The 18,413-nt window shown below is 73.2% G+C and carries 17 protein-coding genes; 6 read left to right on the top strand and 11 right to left on the bottom strand.

Features of this window, described 5'->3' with window-relative positions; all coding sequences use genetic code 11:
• Positions 1-195 precede the first annotated feature (195 nt).
• Positions 196-2,388 (top strand): discoidin domain-containing protein, encoded by a 2,193-nt coding sequence (locus tag ACWD0Y_RS20620; protein ID WP_450261776.1) that lies wholly within the window; start codon positions 196-198, stop codon positions 2,386-2,388.
• A 79-nt stretch (positions 2,389-2,467) separates the two neighbouring features.
• Positions 2,468-3,544, top strand: coding sequence for a DUF1996 domain-containing protein (locus ACWD0Y_RS20615; RefSeq protein ID WP_450261775.1), 1,077 nt, complete (start codon positions 2,468-2,470; stop codon positions 3,542-3,544).
• 159 nt (positions 3,545-3,703) lie between these two features.
• On the opposite strand, the gene ACWD0Y_RS20610 is transcribed toward ACWD0Y_RS20615, so the two are convergent.
• The 5 genes from ACWD0Y_RS20610 to ACWD0Y_RS20590 all read right to left on the bottom strand — a co-directional run bounded on the left by ACWD0Y_RS20610 (position 3,704) and on the right by ACWD0Y_RS20590 (position 9,721).
• Complete coding sequence (locus tag ACWD0Y_RS20610) at positions 3,704-4,744, bottom strand: LacI family DNA-binding transcriptional regulator (protein ID WP_450261774.1); 1,041 nt, start codon at positions 4,742-4,744, stop codon at positions 3,704-3,706.
• Positions 4,745-4,806: 62 nt separating this feature from the next.
• Entirely contained in the window at positions 4,807-7,338 is a 2,532-nt protein-coding gene (locus tag ACWD0Y_RS20605) for a glycoside hydrolase family 3 C-terminal domain-containing protein (protein ID WP_450261802.1), read from the bottom strand.
• 81 nt (positions 7,339-7,419) lie between these two features.
• Entirely contained in the window at positions 7,420-8,127 is a 708-nt protein-coding gene (locus ACWD0Y_RS20600; protein ID WP_450261773.1) for a B3/B4 domain-containing protein, read from the bottom strand.
• 54 nt (positions 8,128-8,181) lie between these two features.
• The gene (locus ACWD0Y_RS20595) at positions 8,182-8,829 is read right to left on the bottom strand and encodes an FMN-binding negative transcriptional regulator (protein ID WP_450261772.1); all 648 of its coding nucleotides are present in this window, start codon (positions 8,827-8,829) and stop codon (positions 8,182-8,184) included.
• 55 nt (positions 8,830-8,884) lie between these two features.
• Positions 8,885-9,721, bottom strand: coding sequence for an EamA family transporter (locus ACWD0Y_RS20590; RefSeq protein ID WP_450261771.1), 837 nt, complete (start codon positions 9,719-9,721; stop codon positions 8,885-8,887).
• A gap of 118 nt (positions 9,722-9,839) precedes the next feature.
• Here ACWD0Y_RS20590 and ACWD0Y_RS20585 point away from each other — a divergent pair, with 118 nt between their 5' ends.
• A complete protein-coding gene (locus tag ACWD0Y_RS20585; protein WP_450261770.1) occupies positions 9,840-10,424 on the top strand; it encodes a helix-turn-helix domain-containing protein in 585 nt (194 codons plus the stop codon).
• Between the two features lie 699 nt (positions 10,425-11,123).
• Here ACWD0Y_RS20585 and ACWD0Y_RS20580 read toward each other — a convergent pair.
• Both ACWD0Y_RS20580 and ACWD0Y_RS20575 read right to left on the bottom strand, forming a co-directional pair.
• Positions 11,124-11,543 (bottom strand): CBS domain-containing protein, encoded by a 420-nt coding sequence (locus tag ACWD0Y_RS20580; protein ID WP_450261769.1) that lies wholly within the window; start codon positions 11,541-11,543, stop codon positions 11,124-11,126.
• Between the two features lie 19 nt (positions 11,544-11,562).
• Complete coding sequence (locus ACWD0Y_RS20575) at positions 11,563-11,778, bottom strand: DUF2795 domain-containing protein (protein ID WP_450261768.1); 216 nt, start codon at positions 11,776-11,778, stop codon at positions 11,563-11,565.
• A gap of 364 nt (positions 11,779-12,142) precedes the next feature.
• Here ACWD0Y_RS20575 and ACWD0Y_RS20570 point away from each other — a divergent pair, with 364 nt between their 5' ends.
• The gene (locus tag ACWD0Y_RS20570; protein WP_450261767.1) at positions 12,143-12,544 is read left to right on the top strand and encodes a ChaB family protein; all 402 of its coding nucleotides are present in this window, start codon (positions 12,143-12,145) and stop codon (positions 12,542-12,544) included.
• A gap of 32 nt (positions 12,545-12,576) precedes the next feature.
• Positions 12,577-12,804, top strand: a complete 228-nt coding sequence (locus ACWD0Y_RS20565) for a DUF6480 family protein (RefSeq protein ID WP_450261766.1) — start codon at positions 12,577-12,579, stop codon at positions 12,802-12,804.
• Positions 12,805-12,829: 25 nt separating this feature from the next.
• Here the strand turns inward: ACWD0Y_RS20565 and ACWD0Y_RS20560 are convergent, their stop codons facing one another.
• Both ACWD0Y_RS20560 and ACWD0Y_RS20555 read right to left on the bottom strand, forming a co-directional pair.
• Positions 12,830-13,639, bottom strand: a complete 810-nt coding sequence (locus ACWD0Y_RS20560; protein ID WP_450261765.1) for an SDR family oxidoreductase — start codon at positions 13,637-13,639, stop codon at positions 12,830-12,832.
• A 63-nt stretch (positions 13,640-13,702) separates the two neighbouring features.
• Positions 13,703-14,449 carry an SDR family oxidoreductase gene (locus ACWD0Y_RS20555; RefSeq protein WP_450261764.1) on the bottom strand — a complete coding sequence of 249 codons (747 nt, stop codon included), beginning with the start codon at positions 14,447-14,449 and terminating at the stop codon, positions 13,703-13,705.
• 662 nt (positions 14,450-15,111) lie between these two features.
• On the opposite strand from ACWD0Y_RS20555, the gene ACWD0Y_RS20550 reads away from it, so the two are divergent.
• A complete protein-coding gene (locus tag ACWD0Y_RS20550; protein ID WP_450261801.1) occupies positions 15,112-16,362 on the top strand; it encodes an MFS transporter in 1,251 nt (416 codons plus the stop codon).
• Between the two features lie 35 nt (positions 16,363-16,397).
• On the opposite strand, the gene ACWD0Y_RS20545 is transcribed toward ACWD0Y_RS20550, so the two are convergent.
• Both ACWD0Y_RS20545 and ACWD0Y_RS20540 read right to left on the bottom strand, forming a co-directional pair.
• Positions 16,398-17,285 (bottom strand): glycosyltransferase family 2 protein, encoded by an 888-nt coding sequence (locus ACWD0Y_RS20545; RefSeq protein WP_450261763.1) that lies wholly within the window; start codon positions 17,283-17,285, stop codon positions 16,398-16,400.
• Complete coding sequence (locus ACWD0Y_RS20540) at positions 17,282-18,376, bottom strand: glycosyltransferase family 9 protein (RefSeq protein WP_450261762.1); 1,095 nt, start codon at positions 18,374-18,376, stop codon at positions 17,282-17,284. The genes ACWD0Y_RS20545 and ACWD0Y_RS20540 overlap by 4 nt, the downstream gene beginning before the upstream one ends.
• Between the last annotated feature and the right edge of the window lie 37 nt (positions 18,377-18,413).

The raw sequence follows: 18,413 nt of genomic DNA, 5'->3' as shown, positions 1-18,413 counted from the left end.
GTGGAGGCCGGGCCCCGGGCGGGCATTGCGCATGCGCCATGCGGCACAACCCGGGCGCATACAAGGGAAGTTGTCGCGGACGTTGACAGGAACACGCTCGCGCGACACGCTCGGAGAGCGCTCTCCAAGAGTGCTCTCCCGGCACTGCCACGAGATGCCAGTGCCGTCTCACCCCCGACTCCGCCAGGAGCCCACGTGTTCAGACCCCCCGCCCTCATCTCGGGCCGCCCCCGGGCCGCGACCCTGCTCCTCACCCTCGGCGCCCTGCTCGCTCCGTCGCTCGCGGTCGCGACAGCGCCGGCCGCCGCAGCCGCCGAAGTGGCCGAAGCGGCCGCCGACACCCTGCTCTCCCAGGGCAAGCCCGCCACCGCCTCCTCCAAGGAAGGCGACGGGTTCTCCGCCGGACAGGCCTTCGACGGCAACCTCACCGGCACCCGCTGGGCCAGCCAGTGGTCCGACCCGCAGTGGATCCAGGTCGACCTGGGCAAGAAGGCGGACCTCAGCCGGGCCGTGCTCACCTGGGAGGGCGCCTACGGCAAGGGGTACGAGATCCAGGCGTCGGACAACGGCACCGACTGGACCACCCTGAAGAAGGTGACCGACGGCGACGGCGGCACCGACGACCTCGCCCTCGCCGGCGCCGGCCGCTACGTCCGCATGCTCGGCACCGCCCGCCCCGGCGGCTACGGCTACTCCCTGTGGGAGTTCCAGGTCTACGGCTCCGAGGGCACCACCCAGCCCCCGCCCGGCGGCGCGGTCAAGGTGACCGGCTCCCAGGGCAACTGGCAGCTCACCGTCGGCGGGCAGCCCTACGTCGTCAAGGGCCTGACCTGGGGCCCCTCCATGGCGGACGCCCCGAAGTACATGCCCGACCTGAAGTCGATGGGCGTCAACACCGTCCGCACTTGGGGCACGGACGCGAGCTCCAAGCCCCTCCTCGACGCGGCCGCCGCGAACGGCCTGCGCGTCATGAACGGCTTCTGGCTCCAGCCCGGCGGCGGCCCCGGCAGCGGCGGCTGCGCCAACTACGTCACCGACACCACGTACAAGAACACCATGCTCACCGAGATCGCCAAATGGGTCGAGACCTACAAGAGCCACCCCGCGACCCTCATGTGGAACGTCGGCAACGAATCGGTGCTCGGCCTCCAGAACTGCTACAGCGGAGCGGAACTGGAGGCCCAGCGCAACGCGTACACCACCTTCGTCAACGACGTCGCGAAGAAGATCCACTCGATCGACGCCGACCACCCCGTCACCTCGACCGACGCCTGGACGGGCGCCTGGCCGTACTACAAGCGCAACGCCCCCGACCTCGACCTGTACTCGATGAACGCCTACGGCGACATCTGCGGCGTCCAGCAGGACTGGGTGGAGGGCGGCTACACCAAGCCCTACATCATCACCGAGACCGGACCGGCCGGTGAGTGGGAGGTCCCGGACGACGCCAACGGCGTCCCGGACGAGCCCACCGACGTGCAGAAGCGCGACGGCTACGCCAAGGCATGGGAGTGCACGACCGGCCACCGCGGCGTGGCGTTGGGTGCGACCCTCTTCCACTACGGCCTGGAGCACGACTTCGGCGGCGTCTGGTTCAACCTGATCCCCGACGGACTCAAGCGGCTGTCGTACTACTCGGTCAAGAAGGCGTTCACCGGCACCAACGCGGGCGACAACCTGCCGCCGGTCGTCAGCGACATGACCGTCACGCCTGCCGGGTCCGCCCCCGCCGGCCAGGAGTTCACCGTCCGCGCCGACATCCGCGACCCCGAGGGCGACGCGGTGACGAACAAGATCTTCCTCAGCGGCAACTACGCCAACGGCGACAAGCGGCTCGTCCCGGCGCAGTTCAGGCCGACCGGCGCGGGCACCTTCGCGGTCACCGCACCCGAGAAGCTCGGCGTGTGGAAGGTCTACATCCAGTCCGAGGACGGAAAGGGCAACGCCGGCATCGAGACCAAGTCGGTCAAGGTCGTCGCCCCGCCGGTCTCCGGGACCAACGTGGCGCTGAACAAGCCGACCACCGCGTCCAGCGCGCAGGCGTCCTACGGCGACTGCCCGTGCCCCGCCTCGAACGCCACCGACGGGAAGACCGGCACCCGCTGGGCCAGCGACTGGAGCGACCCGCAGTGGATCCGCGTCGACCTCGGCGCCCCCACCCCCATCCGTAAGCTCCAGCTCGTCTGGGACCCGGCCTACGCCAAGTCCTACGAGGTCCAGGTGTCCGACGACGGCACCACCTGGCGCACGGTCCACACCACCACCACCGGCAACGGCGACATCGACACCATCGATGTCGCGGCGACCGCCCGTCACGTCCGTCTCCACCTGACGGCCCGCGGGACGGGCTGGGGCTACTCGCTCCACGAGTTCGGCGTCTACAGCTGACGCATCACGCCCCCGGCAGGGGGCGGTGCTCAGCCCCCTGCCGGGTCCCCACTCCCACCCCACGGGCTGGAGGCCCTCCATGAGATGGCGTTCGAAACGACTCCCCGCGCTCCTTCTCGGCAGCGCTCTCGTCGCATCCGTCCTCGGCATCGGCACGGTAGCCACCGCGGCCGGTCCCGGAAGTCCCTCCCCGGCCGGCAGCCACGCCGGGCACACGATGGCCGTGTCCACCCAGGCCTCGGGCGACGACGCCGACGGAGACGGCTACATCCCGGCCGTCCCCCAGGTCACCGGTGTGACACCGTCCACGGCCACCCCGCCCCCGGCCTACCATCACGAGTTCCAGGCCGGCTGCGCCGTCACCCACACCGCGCCGGACGACCCGATCGTCTACCCGGGCCAGTTCGGCAAGTCCCACGACCACACCTTCATGGGCAACACCTCCACCAACGCCGCCAGCACCACCGGCTCGCTCTACGGAGGAAACACCACCTGCAAGGCGCCGGCGGACGCCTCCGCGTACTGGATGCCCTCGCTGTACAAGGGTGACCAGAAGATCCTGCCCGTCGGCCCGCAAGTCATCTACTACAAGGCCGGCGTCACCGACTACCGCAGCGTCCGTCCCTTCCCCAAGGGTCTGCGGTTCGTCGTCGGCAACCCGATGCAGAGCGCCCAGGAGTTCCGCGCCCACAAGGGCTTCGTCGAGGGCTGGGAATGCGGTGACAGCTTCTTCAACACCGACATCCCCGCGAGCTGTCCGAACCGGCCCGACGTACAGCTCAACCTGCGCATCCAGGCCCCCAGTTGCTGGGACGGGAAGTACCTCGACACCCCCGACCACCAGAGCCACATGGCCTACCCGGTCGTCAAGCCCGGCACCAACGACAACATGTGCCCGGCCTCCCACCCCGTCGCCCTGCCGATGATCGAGTTCAAGATGGCGTGGCCGGTCAACGGCGACATGTCCCAGGTCCGCCTGGCCAGTGGCCGGGGCTACTCCTTCCACTACGACTTCTTCAACGCGTGGGAGGAGCGCACCCTCAAGGCCCTGGTCGACCACTGCATCGTCGGCGGCCTGCAGTGCGACACACGGGGCTTCGACTTGTACCGCCCCGAACGCGGTGCCGTACTGAACGCGGACCACCGACTGCCCTGACCGGCACCTTCCCGCAGGGGCTTCCGGCAGGGACTTCACGCATGAAGGTCCCGCCCGGACTCCCCCGTACGAACGCCGGCTTCCCCGCTCAAGCCGCCCGGCCCCTTCCGCCCTCCCCGGCGGGAGGGGCCGGGCACGTGCCGCTCCGTTTTCCCGTACCTACGCCGACGCGCGGCGCACGAGCTCCGGCTCGAAGATCACCGAGGTGGGCTCGGTCAGCTTTCCCTCGATCTGTTCCTGGAGCAGGCGCGCCATCGTGGCCGCCATCTCCTCCATCGGCTGCCGGACGGTGGTCAGCGGCGGACGGCAGGCGACGGCCGCGCTGGAGTCGTCGAAGCCGACCACCGCCACGTCCTCCGGTACGCGTCTCCCGCCTTCGCGCAGCGCCTGGCAGACGCCCTGCGCCATCAGGTCGTTGGCGGCGAACACCCCGTCGATCCGGGGGTGTTCGGCCAGCAGCCGGGTCATGGCCGAAGCCCCGCTGTCGAAGGTGAAGCCCCCCTCGGCTATCGGGACGTAGGGGTGGCCGTGGCGGGCCATCGCGTCCTGGAAACCGGAGAGGCGGTCCTGGGCCGCGGGCAGGTCCAGCGGGCCCGCCACCGTGGCGGCCCGCCGGCAGCCGCGCGCCAGCAGATGCTCGGCGGCCAGCCGTCCGCCCTGCCGGTGATCGACGTCGACGTACGTGAGGGGGGCGGGCAGCGCCGGGCGTGCGAACAGGACGCAGGACAGGCCCTCGGCCGCGAGCAGCGCCGGCAGCGGGTCCTCGGCGTGGGTGGAGAAGACCAGCGCGCCGTCCGCGCTGCCCTGCCGCAGGTACGCCAGTACCTGCTGCCTGGCCGCCTCGGTCTCGGCGAACATCAGCACCGGGTACATGGAGCGCGGACGCAGGAAACCGACGACACCGCTGACCACCCGCCCGAAGAACGGGTCCGCGAGCGCCCGGGCCGCGAACGCGTTCTGCTCGCTCTCCGAGTCGTCGCCCGCGCCGGAGACCACCAGGGCGATGGTCTCCGCGCGCCGGGTCACCAGCGACCGGGCGGCACGGTTCGGGGCGTACCCGGTCCGCGCGACCGCCTCCCGCACCGCCTCGCGGATGGCGGGGTCCACGTTGCGGATGCCGTTGACGACGCGGGAGACGGTCGCGCGGGAGACCCCCGCTTCCCGGGCCACGTCCTCGAGCGTGGGCGCCTTTCTGGTCATGCCCGCACCCTACCGGCCGGGCCATGCCGTGCGGGAGCGCTCTCCGGCACCGGTCTCCCAGGTCAGGGGCGTACGGTACGGGGCCGCCCGGTCTCGACGGTGGCGGCCAGCGGCAGTTCTCCCGCCGACGGTCCCACGAGCACCCGGTACGCCCCCGGCTCCACCCGCCAGCCGCGGTCCGCGGCGGACCAGTGCCGCAGCGCCCGCGCCGGCACCCGGACCCGCGCGGTGACCGGCTCCCCCGGGCCCGCTTCGACCGCGGCGTACCCGGCGAGCCACCGGCGCGGACGCTCCACCGACGAGCCGGGCCGCGCGAGATACACCTGGACCACCTCGCGGCCGCGCCGCCCTCCCGTGTTGCGGACCCGGACGGCGACCGTGAAGGATCCGTCGGATCCGTCGCCGGACACCCTGCCGGAGACCTCGCCGGAGATCTCGCCGGAGACGCTCATCTCCTCGTACGCCCAGGTCGTGTAGCCCAGGCCGTGCCCGAACCAGTACGCGGGCTCGCGCCCCTCGCGCAGCCAGGCGCGGTAGCCGATGTGGAGCCCCTCGGTGTAGCCGAGCACACCGTTCTCGGGCCGCGTACCGGTGACGGGCGCGTCGTCGAGAGCCGCGCCCCAGGTGGTCGGCAGCCGCCCGCCGGGCTCGGCGCGCCCGAGCAGCACGTCCGCGATGCCCGTGCCCCCTTCCTGCCCGGGGAACCACGTCAGGAGCACCGCCGCGACCTCCTCCCGCCATTCCATCTCCACCGGGCCTCCGGCGTTGACGACGACCACGGTGCGCGGGTTGGCCGCCGCCACCGCCCGCACCAGGTCGTCCTGGCGGCCCGGCAGCGCGAGGCCGGTGCGGTCCTGCCCTTCGGACTCGCTGTCCTCGGTGGTACCGACGAACACGACGGCCGTGTCCGCGCCGCGCGCCGCGCGTGCCGCTTCGGTGACGGCCGAGGCGGGGTCCGGCGCGGGCGGCCCCGCGGTCACCAGGGTGGCGCGGCCGCTGCCGGGCACGAGTTCGCGCCGCGCCACGACGCGCACCGCGCGCCCGGCCGTCATCCGCGTGCTCCCGTAGTGGCACGGCGGGTTGACGTGGACGACGGCCGGATCGTCGCTCTCGCGCGGGAACACGCCGTCGACCAGGACCCGGTCGTCCACGGTCAGGGTCATGCGTCCGAATCCGCCGACACCGAACGTCCACGCGCCCCCGGTGGGAGGCAGCAGCAGGGCGCTGATCTCGACGGTGTGCGCGCCCGGATCCAAGGGCGGCTCCAACTGCCTCCCTGATATGCGGTGTTCGGCGCGCAGCTCACGCCCCTGCGCGTCGAGCGTGCGCAGCAGCACCCCGGGCAGACCGCTGCGGGGGTCGCGGCATTCCGCGGCGGCTCCGAGCGGCGGCGGCTCCCCGAGGGCGGGACCGGGTGCGTGGACGACGTGCGCGCGGCCGGCGAGGGCCGCCCGGATGCCTTCCAGGGGCGTGGTGACGCTGTCGGGGAAGACACCGGCGCTGCCGCCGCCCTGTGTCCTCGGCGCGGCGGCGTGCGCGCCGATCACCGCGACCGTGCGCACGGCGCCGGGGTCCAGCGGCAGCAGGCCGTCGTTGCGGAGCAGGACCGCGCTCGCGGCGACCGTACGCCGCAGCAGCCGGCGTACGCCGCCGGGGTGCGGCGGGGACGGCGCGGGAGGCGGTACGGGTGCGCCGAGCGCACCGACCCGGGCGGCGAGCCGCAGCAGGCGCAGGACCTTGTCGTCCACGGCTTCCGCCGGGACCGTGCCCGCACGCACCGCCGCGACCAGGGCGTCCGCCCACGTGCTCCCGGGCCCCGGCATGACCAGGTCCAGGCCGGACAGGGCGGACGCCCCGGTGGACCGCACCGCGCCCCAGTCGGAGACGACGACGCCGTCGAAGCCCCACTCCCCCTTCAGTGGCTCGGTCAGGAGCGGGCTCTCCGTCATGGTGGCGCCGTTGACCCCGTTGTACCCGGCCATGACGAGCCGGACGCCCGCCTCCACCGCGGCCTCGAAAGGGGCGAGGTAGACCTCCCGCAGGACACGTTCGCCGACACGGACGTCGACGGTCAGCCGTTCGGTCTCCGAGTCGTTCGCCACGTAGTGCTTGGCCGTGGCGGCGACGCCGTGCGCCTGGATGCCCCGGATCAGTGCGGCTCCGGTGCGGCCGGTGAGTTCCGGGTCCTCGGAGAAGCACTCGAAGTGCCGGCCGCCCAGGGGCGAGCGGTGCAGGTTGAGCGTGGGCGCGAGCACCACGTCCACGCCCTTGCGGCGGGCCTCGGCCGCGAGCAGGCCGCCGAGCCGCTCGACGAGCCCCTCGTCCCACATCGCGCCGAGCGCGGAGGCGGAGGGGATCAGCACGGAGGTGTCCCGCTCGTCCCAGGCTTCGCCCCGCACACCGGCGGGCCCGTCGGATGTCGTCATCGGTCCCAGACCGACCGCCGGTTCGGCGCGCGTGCGCCATGTGGTGGCACCGGTGAGCACGCGCACCTTCTGCCGGAGATCCAGCTTGTCCAGCAGCCGGGCGAGCTCTTCCTCTTTCACCTGTCCGCCTCCTCGGCGCCCATTGGGAGAGCGCTCTCCGAGGAGCATGGCCAAGGCGACCGGCACCTGTCAACGGATCAGGAGGTACGCCGCGCGTCACCATGGGGTCCGGGGACCGGGGGTGAGGGTTCAGACGGTGGCGTCGGGCCGGGCCGGGGTGAGGTGGTGCACGGTGGTCTGTTCGGCGTGCGGGGCGAGCAGACCCTGCAGTTCGTGCGCGGCGGCCTCGAGCAGGTGCCCGTCGCGGGTGGCGTGCAGGGTCTCCAGGGCGAAGGTGACGTGGGTGGAGCCCTCGGTGACGCGGGTGCGGTGGGCGTCGCGGTGGTTCCAGTGGCGGGTCAGGACACCGGCGGTGTCCGTGTAGACGATCTCGCCGGGCTTGGGGTTCTCCACGGTGCCGGGCTCGCCGAGCGGCGTGAACTCCTCACTGCCGTCGGCGTACCGGATGTCGACGTCGCCGGTGACGTGGTCCAGGTCGAAGGCGCCGGCGGGCAGGCCGTGCCGTACGGAGACGGCGTTGTAGGAGTCGACGGCCGGGTTGATGCGCGGCAGGGCGCCCTTCTTGGCGAGGCGGCGGCCGAGGGCGTCGACGCTGGGGCGGATGCGGCGGGGGTTGGTGCCGAAGGACCGGTAGGCGGTGTGCCACGCCTCGATCCGGGGGTCGGTCTCGTCGGCGGGCCGCCAGGTGCCGTCGGCCAGCTGCTGCTCCAGGTCCCGAAGGGCGGTGGTGGTGCCGGGCCAGGGTTCACGGCCGCGCAGGCCGGTGGCGGTGACCAGGGCGATGAGGGTGTCCGGGAAGGCGTCGGCGACGGCGGGGCTGATGCGGAAGAGGGTCATGGGCGAGGGCTCCGTTCCTTGGTGCGTACGGGTATGGAGGGGTGCGAACGGGGATCAGGGCTTCCAGGGGCCGATGCGGTCCAGGCGGCGGCGCTGCTGCCGCGCGGTGGGCAGGTCGAGGCCCTCGCCGCGTTCGGTGAGGCGGTCGGCGATACCGGCACGCTGTTCGACGGGCTTGTGGTCGTCGTACTTGAACTTCGCCCGCACCTCGGTGACTTCGAGGCGCAGTCCGCGGATGCCGGGCAGCATCCGGCCGTAGGGCGGCTGGTCGACCGCGACGGGGGCGTGGTCCCCGTCGGGCTGGAAGTGGGCGAGCTGGCGGCGCAGCAGCTCGGCCTTGGCCTCCGGGTCGTCGACGATGTGGGCGCGGCAGGTGAACTGCACGGCCGCGTAGTAGCTGGTGGGGACGCCGTCGGTGGGCGGGGTGTCGGGCTTGGCGCGCCAGGTGCCGGGGATGAAGGCGTAGTCGCCGATGACGGTGAAGGTGACGTTCGGGTCGTGCTCGATGGCCTTCCAGACCGGGTTGGGCCGGGCGAGGTGGATCAGGAGGTGGTTGCCGTCGCCGGTGAAATGGGTGGGAACGGCGACGGGCGCCCGGCCGGGCAGGCCGTTGACGCTGAGCTGCCCGAAGTCGTGGCCTTCGGTGATCCAGGTCTGCCATTCGGCTTCGTCCAGGCCGGTGTCCCAGGGCTGGATGAACATGTCGGTCTCCTTGCGGGGCGGTGGCATGGTGGGGTGGGGGTTTGGGGGCCGAGGCTCAGGTGAGGGCGAGGAGGCTTACGGCGACGGCGGCGGTGCCCAGGCCGATGAGCTGGCCGCGGTGGATGCGTTCGGCGAGCACGCTGCGGGCGAGCAGGACCGTACCGGCCGGGTAGAGGGCGGTGATCACGGCGACGACGGCGAGGTCCCCGCTGCGGGCGGCGAGCAGGAACAGCAGGTTCGCCACCGAGTCCAGCACACCCGCGGCGGCCGACATCGCGTACGCGGGCTTCTCCGAGCCCAGCTTGCGGTACATCAGTCCGGCCGCGGCCAGGGTGACGGCCGAGGAGACCGCCCGGCCCACGATCAGCGGGGCCACGCCGCTGTCGGACGGTGCCTGGTGGAGGAAGATCAGCTGGAGGGCGATGGCGGCACCCGCACCGAGGGCCAGCAGCAGCGCGTTGCGTGAGGGACGCGCCGTCCCGGAGCCGTGTCCGGCGCTGACCAGCACCACCGCCGCCAGCGCGAGCGGCAGCCCCACGAACCCGGCGGCGCCCAGGTGCTCGCCCTGCAACAGGCCCACCCCGACCGGCAGCATGGCGGACACCAGCGCGGTCACGGGCGAGAGCACGTTCATCGGGCCGATCGCCAGGGTGCGGTAGAGCAGGGCGAACGCGGCGGCCGAGGCGACCCCGGACGCGGCACCCCAGCCGAGGGCGCCGGCGCTGAACGAGGCGCCGAGGAACGGCCACAGCAGCAGCTCGACCGCGAGAGAGGCCGGCGCCGCGATCATCACGGTACGCAGCACGTGGGCCTTACGGGCGCCGAGGCCGCCGAGGAAGTCGGCGCACCCGTAGGCGAGTGAGCTGCCCAGGGCCAGAAGCAGAGCGATCACGGTACATCCCTTACTATTTCAATGGAACGACTAAACCGTACAGCGAACCGACCGCTCGGTGTCAACCGAATGACCGTACGGTGCAGTAAAGTGGCCCATTCATGAGGAGGGTGATCGGATGCCCGAGACCGAGGCGGCCCTGCGGACGCTCGCGCGCAACGTCAGGACGGCCCGCACCCGCGCGGGCCTGTCCCTGGACGAACTCAGCCGACGCGCCAAGGTCAGCAAGGGGGCTCTGGTGGGGCTGGAGAGAGCCCAGGGCAACCCCAACTTCGCCACCCTGGTCCGGCTGGCCGACACCCTCGGCGTCTCCGTGTCCGCCCTGATGGAAGGGCGGACCGAGGGCCGCGTCCGCGTCGTGTCCGCCGACACCGTGATGCCGCTGTGGACCGGCGAGCGGGGCGGCGAAGCCCGGCTCATGCTGACGACGTCGGGCCCGGCCCCGACCGAGGTCTGGCGCTGGGAACTCCAGCCGGGCGAGGAGTACCCCAGCCACCCCCACCAGGCCGGTGTCGTGGAAACCGTCAGCGTCACCGCCGGACGGATGACCCTGGTCGTCGACGGCACCGAGCACGCCGTCGAAGCCGGACAGACCGCCACCTTCGACGGCGACGCCCCCCACACCTACCGCGGTGCCGGCGCCGGCACCTGCCGCCTGATCATGACCGTCCACCTGCCGCCCGGTCCTGCCTCCGTCACCTGACCCGCGCCCAGGACATCGGGGCCGGCGCGCCTGAGTGGGGAAGCGCGGGCAACGTCCTCGGCCGGCAGGCCGTGTCCGCGCTCGCTCACTCGCGGGCAGCGCCCGCGGTTCGTCCACGGCAGCGTCCAGGCAACGGACCGTTTGTCGCAGTCGGTCACGGGCACCCGCCGGAAGGACAGATTCCTTGAATGGATTTCTTCAGATGTGATGGGGTTTTCTCATGGGCACGCCTCCGAACGATCCGGTCCCGCCCTCCCCGACACCCGCGCCGGGTCCCGGGCCGGGTCCAGGACCCGTCCCCGGACCGGTACCGGCGCCCGGCGGGCCCGATCCGGTGCCCCCGGCTCCGCCCCGGCCCGAGCCGGACCCGCCGGCCCCGGTCCCGCCCACGGAGCCGCAGCCTCAGCCGGGCCCGCTGCCGGGGCCGGTGCCGCCCCCGGAGCCCGCCATCTGAACCGGGCCCCGCGGACCGGGACCGCAGACACCCACGGAACCGCAGGCACTCACGGGCAGCGGACAAACCAGAGCCCCCGGTGGTGGCCGGGGGCTCTGGCTCAGCAACTCCGCTTCGGGGGCGCTTAGAGTTAACGGGCCCACTCTGTCTTCGCCGGCCGGACGGTCGCGTCAGCCACGCCCCGAAGGGGCAGAGCATCAGCCGTTCGGGCCACCGCCCGCCACGCCCGGCCGGATGACGGCGGGTTACTGATTGGACTTGGCGGCGCTCACGTCGCCCAGGGCCGAATCGGGGTCACGTTCGATCGCCAGGTCGCCCAGGGAGACGATGCCCACCGCGGTGTCGCCTTCGACCACGGGCAGCCTCCGCAGGGAGTGTTCCCGCATCAGCTGAATGGCGCGGTCGACTTCGTCGTCGGGTGTGACGGTGACGAGGTCGGGACTGCATGCCTCCTGCACGGTCGTGTCGCCGGGGTCCTTGCCTTCGGCGAGCACGCGCACCACGAGGTCCCGGTCCGTGACCAGCCCGCGCAGCTGGTCTCCCTCGGCGACCAGAACGGCGCCGATGTCCTCCTCGCGCATCCGGTGCGCGACCTCGCTGACCGCGGTGAGCGCACCGACGGTGACGGGGTCGCTCGTCATGATTTCGCGAACTTGCTGAGCCATCGAGCTCTCCCATGCCTCTTCACCCAGTACCGGTACCGCGCCCCAGTGCGCGGAGGGTGTCCTGGGCCTTCTCGTACTGTCCGTCGGCCGGCAGCTCAGCCGCCGTGCCGACGATCTGGTCCCGCGCGTTGTTCTCCCGCAGCGTCCGCAGCACCTTCTCGCGGTCGGCCGGACAGAGGCCGCGACCCAGGTGCCGGGCCATTTCGGTGCGGAGGTCCACGTCCGGGGGGGTCATTCCCGGTGGCGTCGATCCCCTGGTGGCCGCGTTCGGCGAGCGGTCCGCGGACGGCTGGTCCTCGCCGGACGGCTGGAGTTCGTGCTCCTCCTCCACCCGGGTCGGACGACCGCCCTTCGGCTCACCCTGCGTCCGCCTCCTGATCTCGTCGTCCCGCAGCCGTCTCCGGCCGGTTTCTGCGTCTCCTTCGGTTGTTCACGCGCCCCTCACGTCCCTCCCGGTTCCTGGGTGCCCCCGACGGGAGCGGCATAACCGGAAGACTTGGTTCCATTACGTCGGGGCCGTACTGCCGTTTCCCCGGAAGGCGGGTGGGGCACCCGTTTTCCCCTCACCATTAGTTCGATCCGGAGATGAGGTGAGTCCCGTGCCGGGAGAACAGGAACTCCCGTCGACCCTGGAGCGGTCCGCCGAGGAGGCGCAGCGCACCTGGATCAAGGCGCACGACTCCGCCGTGGAGCAGTACGGCGAAGGAGAGCGGGCGCACCGGGTGGCGTACAGCGCCCTCAAGCACACGCACGAGAAGGTCGGCGACCACTGGGAACGCAAGGAGAACCGGCGCAAGGGCCCGTCCGACCCCAAGGCGGCGCGTCCGCGGCAGCAGGGCGGGCGCAGCGGCGAGGGGGTCGACGAGCAGGCGTCGAAACAGCATCTGTACGACCTGGCCGGGCGGCTCGGCGTCGAGGGGCGCTCGCGGATGAGCAAGCCCGATCTGCTGGAGGCCGTCCGCAAGGCGAACCGCACGAAGACCCGCGAAGCCCGGTCATAGTTAATTCGGGACTTTTCGGGCACCCGCCCCGCATGAACACACCACACAGCCCTGACCCCGAGCCGGACCGGACCACCGGCCTCGAACCGGGCGGCTCGGTGCCTCCCGGCGAAACCCCTCCCGGTGAGTCGAGCACCGGTTCCGAGACCGGCCCGCGCGTCGATCCTCCGCGTGGCTGGGCCATGGGCCCGCTGATCGCCATCGGAGTGGTCGTGCTGCTCGTCGCGGCCTTCTTCCTGGTGTACGCGGTGCTCATCTAGCCGGGGCGGGCACCCGACCGGTGTCTCACGGACGGCGCCAGGAGTCGTCGTCGAGGTGGGAGCCCGCCATGGGGCCCATGCGCAGCATTCCGCCGTCGACCGCCCAGGACGCTCCGGTGACGTAGGACGCGTCCGGGCCGGCGAGGAAGGCGATGACGGAAGCGACTTCCCGCGCGTCACCGGGCCGCCTCAGGGGAATGCCATGGCGTACCTCGGTCCGTACGTCCCGGTCCTCCTGGCCGGTCATGGGCGTGGCGATCTCGCCGGGAGCGACGGCGTTGACCGTGATGCCGTACTCGGCGAGTTCGAGGGCCATCACCTGCGTCAGCAGGCCGAGACCGCCTTTGGCCGCGCAGTACGGCGCGGCGCCGACGCGGGGCTGGGTCTCGTGGACCGAGGTGACGTTGACGATCCTGCCTCCGTCGCCCTGCCGGATCATGCGGCGCGCGGCCCGCTGGCCGCACAGGAACGGGCCGATCAGGTCGACGTCGACGACCTGGCGGACCGTGGCGAGATCGATTTCGAGGAACGGGGTCGCCGTGCCCGTTCCCGCGTTGTTGACCAGGACGTCGATGCGGCCCAGGTCCTGGGCCAGCTGATCGATCACATCGGCGGCATCGGGCAGCCGGGTGAGGTCCATGGCCGCGACGGCCGCGCGGCGGCCGTGGCCGCGCACCTCTTCCGCCGTGGCTTCGGCGCCTTCCCGGTCGCTGTGAAAGGTGATGCCGACGTCCATCCCCTGCGCGGCGAGGCGGACGGCCGTGGCGCGCCCGATACCGGAGTCCGCGCCGGTGACGACGGCGACTGGCGTGTGTGCGTTCTGAGGGCTGGTCATGGAGCTCCTTGTCGTGTTCCGGACGGGGACGGAGGCGGGGACGGGGACGGGGGTGAGAGCGGGTCAGGGCCAGGACGGCTCCCTGCGCGGTACGACGACCAGCTCGGACACCGCGCTGCCGGCCGGGACCGACAGGGCGTACAGCACCGTGTCGGCCACGATGTCCGGGCTCTGCAGCATGGACACGTCGGCGTCCGGAAACCGTTCGAGGATGAACGGCGTCTCCATGCCGCCCGCGATGATTCCGGTGATGCCGATACCCGGACAGTCCCGCTGGGCCTCCTTGAACAGGGTGTGGGTGAAGGCGCGCAGGCCCGACTTGCCCGCCGCGTACGGGCCGGCCTCGGTCCAGGTGCGGTTCGCCGCCGTGGAAAGGATGTTGACGATGTGGCCGCCGCCGCGCGCGACCATGCGGCGGTAGGTCTCCAGGCACAGGTACACCGGCCCCAGCAGGTTGGTCGTGACGACCCGCGTCACCTCGTCGGCCGTCAGGTGCTCGATGGGCTTGGAGACGTCCACGGCCGCGTTGTTGACCAGGATGTCCACCGGCCGGCCTTCCCCGTCCAGGTCCCTGAAGACCTCCGCGACCGCCTCGGAGTCGCGGACGTCCATCTCCACGAAGCGCGCGTCGCCTCCCCCTTCGCCCAGTTCGTTGCAGAGGTCCCGCGCCAGGTCCTTGCGCAGGTCCGCCACCAGTACGGACGCCCCGGCCCCGGCCAGCCGCCGGGAGATCGATGCCCCCAGGCCCCGTGCCCCGCCGGTCACCAGTGCCCGCTTTCCGTGGAGGTCGACCCGCACTCCGCTGTCCATGCTTCCGCCTTTCCGTCGCCCCGCGTCTTCGCCGTGCCGGACGGCGCGGTGTGCGCTCGGCAACCGCTCCGTATCTCACTGTGAGCTCCACGGAGGTCTCCGGCACGCCGGACTACGCCGCCGTACCCGCCTTCCGTGTGTGGCTGCGGTCACGCCTCCGGGGTGCGGGGCCACGCCGCTCATCTGCCCCCGACGCCCTGTGAGCAAGCACACCAGCGACACCGGATCCCTGGCGGCACAAGGAATTCCCGCCCCGGGGACCACCGTTGCGGAACGCTCCCGCCCTCGGCGGCCGGCCCCGTCTGCCACCATGGTCCAGCCGTGCCCCGGAAGGACCCCGCCCCAGGTGGCGGCCGGTCCGCCCTCGAACGGCACAGCATTCGACAGATCCGGTGGAGCGGCCGCGCAGAGCAGCCGGTGTCCGAGCTTCCGCCGTTCCGCCACCTGAGCCCCGGCTCGTCTCCGAGTACCTCACTGTGTCTTCTTCTCCCGCCGGCTCCGTGCCCGCCCCTGCCCTTGCCCCTGCCGCCGTCCCCGGGTCCGTCATGACGCACCCGGTCACGGACCCCGCTTCCGCGCCGCCCGCCGGCCGGCGGCGCTTCGGCCGTACCGCGAAGCCCGGCGGCGACCACTCGCCGTGGCGGTCCCTGAAATACCGCAGCATGCGCTGGTGGTCCGTCGCGAACTTCGTCTCCAACGCCGGTACCTGGATGCAGCTCACGGTCCAGAACCTGCTGGTGCTCCAGATCACCGGGTCGGCCGCCGCGACGGGGCTGTCCATGTCCGTCCAGGCGGCGCCCGGCCTCCTCATGAGCCTCGCGGGCGGCGCCGTCGTCGACCGGTGGCCCCGCAAACTGACCGCCGCGGTCAGCCAGGCGCTCCTCGGCGCCGTCGCCTTCCTGACGGCCGTCCTGGTGGCGACGGATCAGCTCGGCCTCGGGGTCCTGATGGCGCTGGCCGCCGTCACCGGCCTCATCGCCACCGTCGACGGACCGGCCTGCTCGCTGCTGGGCAACGACCTCGTCCATGCGGAGGACGTCCCCTCCGCCATCGGCGTGGGTTCGCTCGTGCACAACGCGGGCCGCCTCGCCGGTGCCGCTCTGGCGGGTGTGACGGTGGGCTTCCTCGGCACGGCCGCCGCGTACGCCGCCAACGGTCTGTCCTTCCTCTTCGTCGCCTCGGTCATCCCCTTCCTCCGTCCGGTGCACAAGACGGTCCGGCGCGCCGGGAACGACACGCGAAACGCCGACCACGCCGACCACGACATGACCGTGCGCCAGGGCATCGCCTACTTCATGCGCCGCCCCCGGCTCGTCGCGCTCGCCGGCATCACCGGGCTCAGCGCGGTCTTCGGACGGAACTACGGGCTCACCCTGGCCGTGCTCGTCACGGGTCCGCTGGCCGGCGGCGCCGGAGCGTTCGGCACCGTCTCCACCGTGCTTGCCGTCGGAGGCATCATCGGAGCGGTTCTCGGGGCCCGGCTGCGCAAGCCCTCCGTACGGCTCGTGGGCACGCTCGCGGCCGCCGGTGCCCTGCTGCAGGCGGTGGCGGGGTTCTCGCCGTCGCTCGCCGTGCTGCTGGTGCTCGTCCTGCCCATGGCCGTGGTCGAGTCGGTTTCCGACACCGCCGGGACGACCGTTCTCCAGACCGACCCGCCCGCCCACATGCGGGGCCGCGTCCTCGGCGTCTGGGGCACCATCCGTACCGTGTGGAGTCTCGCGGGGCCGCCGGCGCTCGGCCTGCTGATGGAGCTGGCCGGGGCGCGGGGCGCCCTCGTGGCCGGTGGGCTGATCATCGCCGGTGCGGTGGGGGCGGGCTTCGTGCTCCGCGACCGCCGGTCCGCGCAGGCCGTGGTCCTGCGTACGGAGGAGGGCGTGGCGGCCGCGCAGCCGCGCCTGGGCACCGCCGCCTGAGGACCGGCGCCCGGGACACCGGGCCCCTCGCCCGTTCAGGGCGAGGCCTCCAGGAGCCGGATGCGGCGCTCCACCCTGGCCGGCGCCCGGTCCCGGCGGGCCAGCGCCGCGGGCAGCAGCCGAGCGGCTTCGGCCAGCGCGGACCGTGCCTGCGGGTCCGTGCGGCTGTCCAGGGCGAGGCGCGCGGACTGCGCCAGGGCCTGCCGCAGGGGCCGTCGCAGCCATGCCGTGAGCAGCGTGTTGCGCCGCATCCGGGCCACCCGGCCGGGCCGGGGCTCCCCGTCCGGGGCGTGCCGGGCGACGATGTCGGGACAGTACGCCACCCCCCAGCCGCGCGCCTCCAGGTCGATGGCGAGCAGTTGCTCCTCGCCGCCGACCCCCAGCAGCGGATGGAACCCGCCCGCTTCGAGGAACGCCGCCCGTCGCACGACGGCCGCGCACGCGAGGAATCCGAGCACGGAACGGCCGGGCAGATCGGGTTCCTGCCCCAGCGGTGAGCCGCGCAGCACCTCGTTCAGCGGGTCGGGGCCGGCGTCGCGGCCCACCAGTGTGGCGGCGGACAGCAGGCCCAGCCGGGGATGCGCGTCGAACACGTCCGCGGCCCGGTCGAGGGCGCCCGGCTCCCACCACGAGTCGTCGTCGCTGAACGCGATGTACGGCGTGCCGAGGGCGGCGGCCCCGTACGTACGCCCGGCGGCGGCCAGATTGCGTCCGGGTGTGAGCAGTTGTACGCCGGGGTGCCCGGCGCGCACCGCCTCCGCGGTGCCGTCCGTGGAACCGTTGTCGACCACCGCGACCGGCGGCCGTTCCGGGAGCCCGGCCAGCAGGTCCAGGGTGCGCAGCAGGCTCGTACGCCGGTTGCGGGTGATCACCACGACGCCGGTGCGCGGGTGGTCCGCCGGCTGGGCCCGCTGCCCGCTCACCGCGACCCCTCCGGGACCAGCGGCCGGTCCGTGCCCGTGCCGCGGTCCGGCTCCGGCTCCGGCTCCGGCAGTGCGCGTACCGCGTCGACGACCTCGTCGACGGTGATGCGGAGCAGCCGTTCGTCCGGGAGGTGCCCGTGGGCGTCGCCGGGACGCGGTGAGCCGTCGGCGCCGGGATGCCACAGCGCCCGGTGCCGTGCGCGGGCCGGCGGGCCCCACAGGCGCGGGGCGACCGGGCCGAACAGGACGACCGACGGTGTGCCGAGCGCCGTCGCCAGATGGGCGAGCCCGGTGTCGCCCACGACCACGCAGCGGGCGTGCGCGACGAGCGCGGCGAGCCGGTCGAACGGCACGTCGCCCGCGCCGCCCAGTACCGCGTCCGGCGCCAGCCCCGCCCCCGCCGCCACGTGGCGGGCCAGGGCCCCCTCCCCCGCGCCCGCGGTGATCACGACCTCGTGGCCCGCGCGGCGCAGCGCGCCCGCCACGGCCGCGAACCTCTCCCCGGGCCAGCGGCGGGCCGCCGCGTCCGCGCCGGGGTGCACCACGACGGCGCCCGGCGCCGGGGAGGGGACCGCGGGCGGCGGGATCCGCAGGTCCTCGGGGTCCGCCGCGACGCCGTACCAGCCGACCAGCCGGCACCACCGGTCCCGCTCGTGTTCGTCGGCCCGCCACTGGGGGCCGGGGAGCCCGGGCATGCCGGGGTGGGCGTACGCGAAGAGCCGCCCGGGGTTCAGCCGCTGGAGCAGCAGATGGCTCGGCGGGCCGTTGCCGTGCAGGTCCACGGCGAGGTCGGGCGCCGGCCCGTCCCAGGCCAGCTCGGCGGGTACCGCGCGCCCGGGGGCACACGCGGGCAGCAGCCGGTCCACCAGTCCGGTCGCGTCCGCCGCGGCGGCCAGCCGCCCGGGCGCCGCCAGCACCAGTTCGTGTCCGGGCAGCTCGCGCCGCAGCGCCCGCAGGGCGGGCACCGCGGTCAGCAGGTCGCCCAGTCCGAGGGCGCGCAGCACCAGCACCCGCGGCCCGGGTTCCGTACCGGCCCCGCGGCCGCGGGCGGCGGGACGTTTCCCCTTCTCGTTTCCCTTCTCGCCACTCATCTCCGGGGTGCCTCTCCTCGTTCGCGGTTCACGTCTC

The organism is Streptomyces altiplanensis, assembly GCF_053591575.1.
Note: the sequence above shows the minus strand (reverse complement) of the source record. Positions and strands in the feature narration are given on the sequence as shown.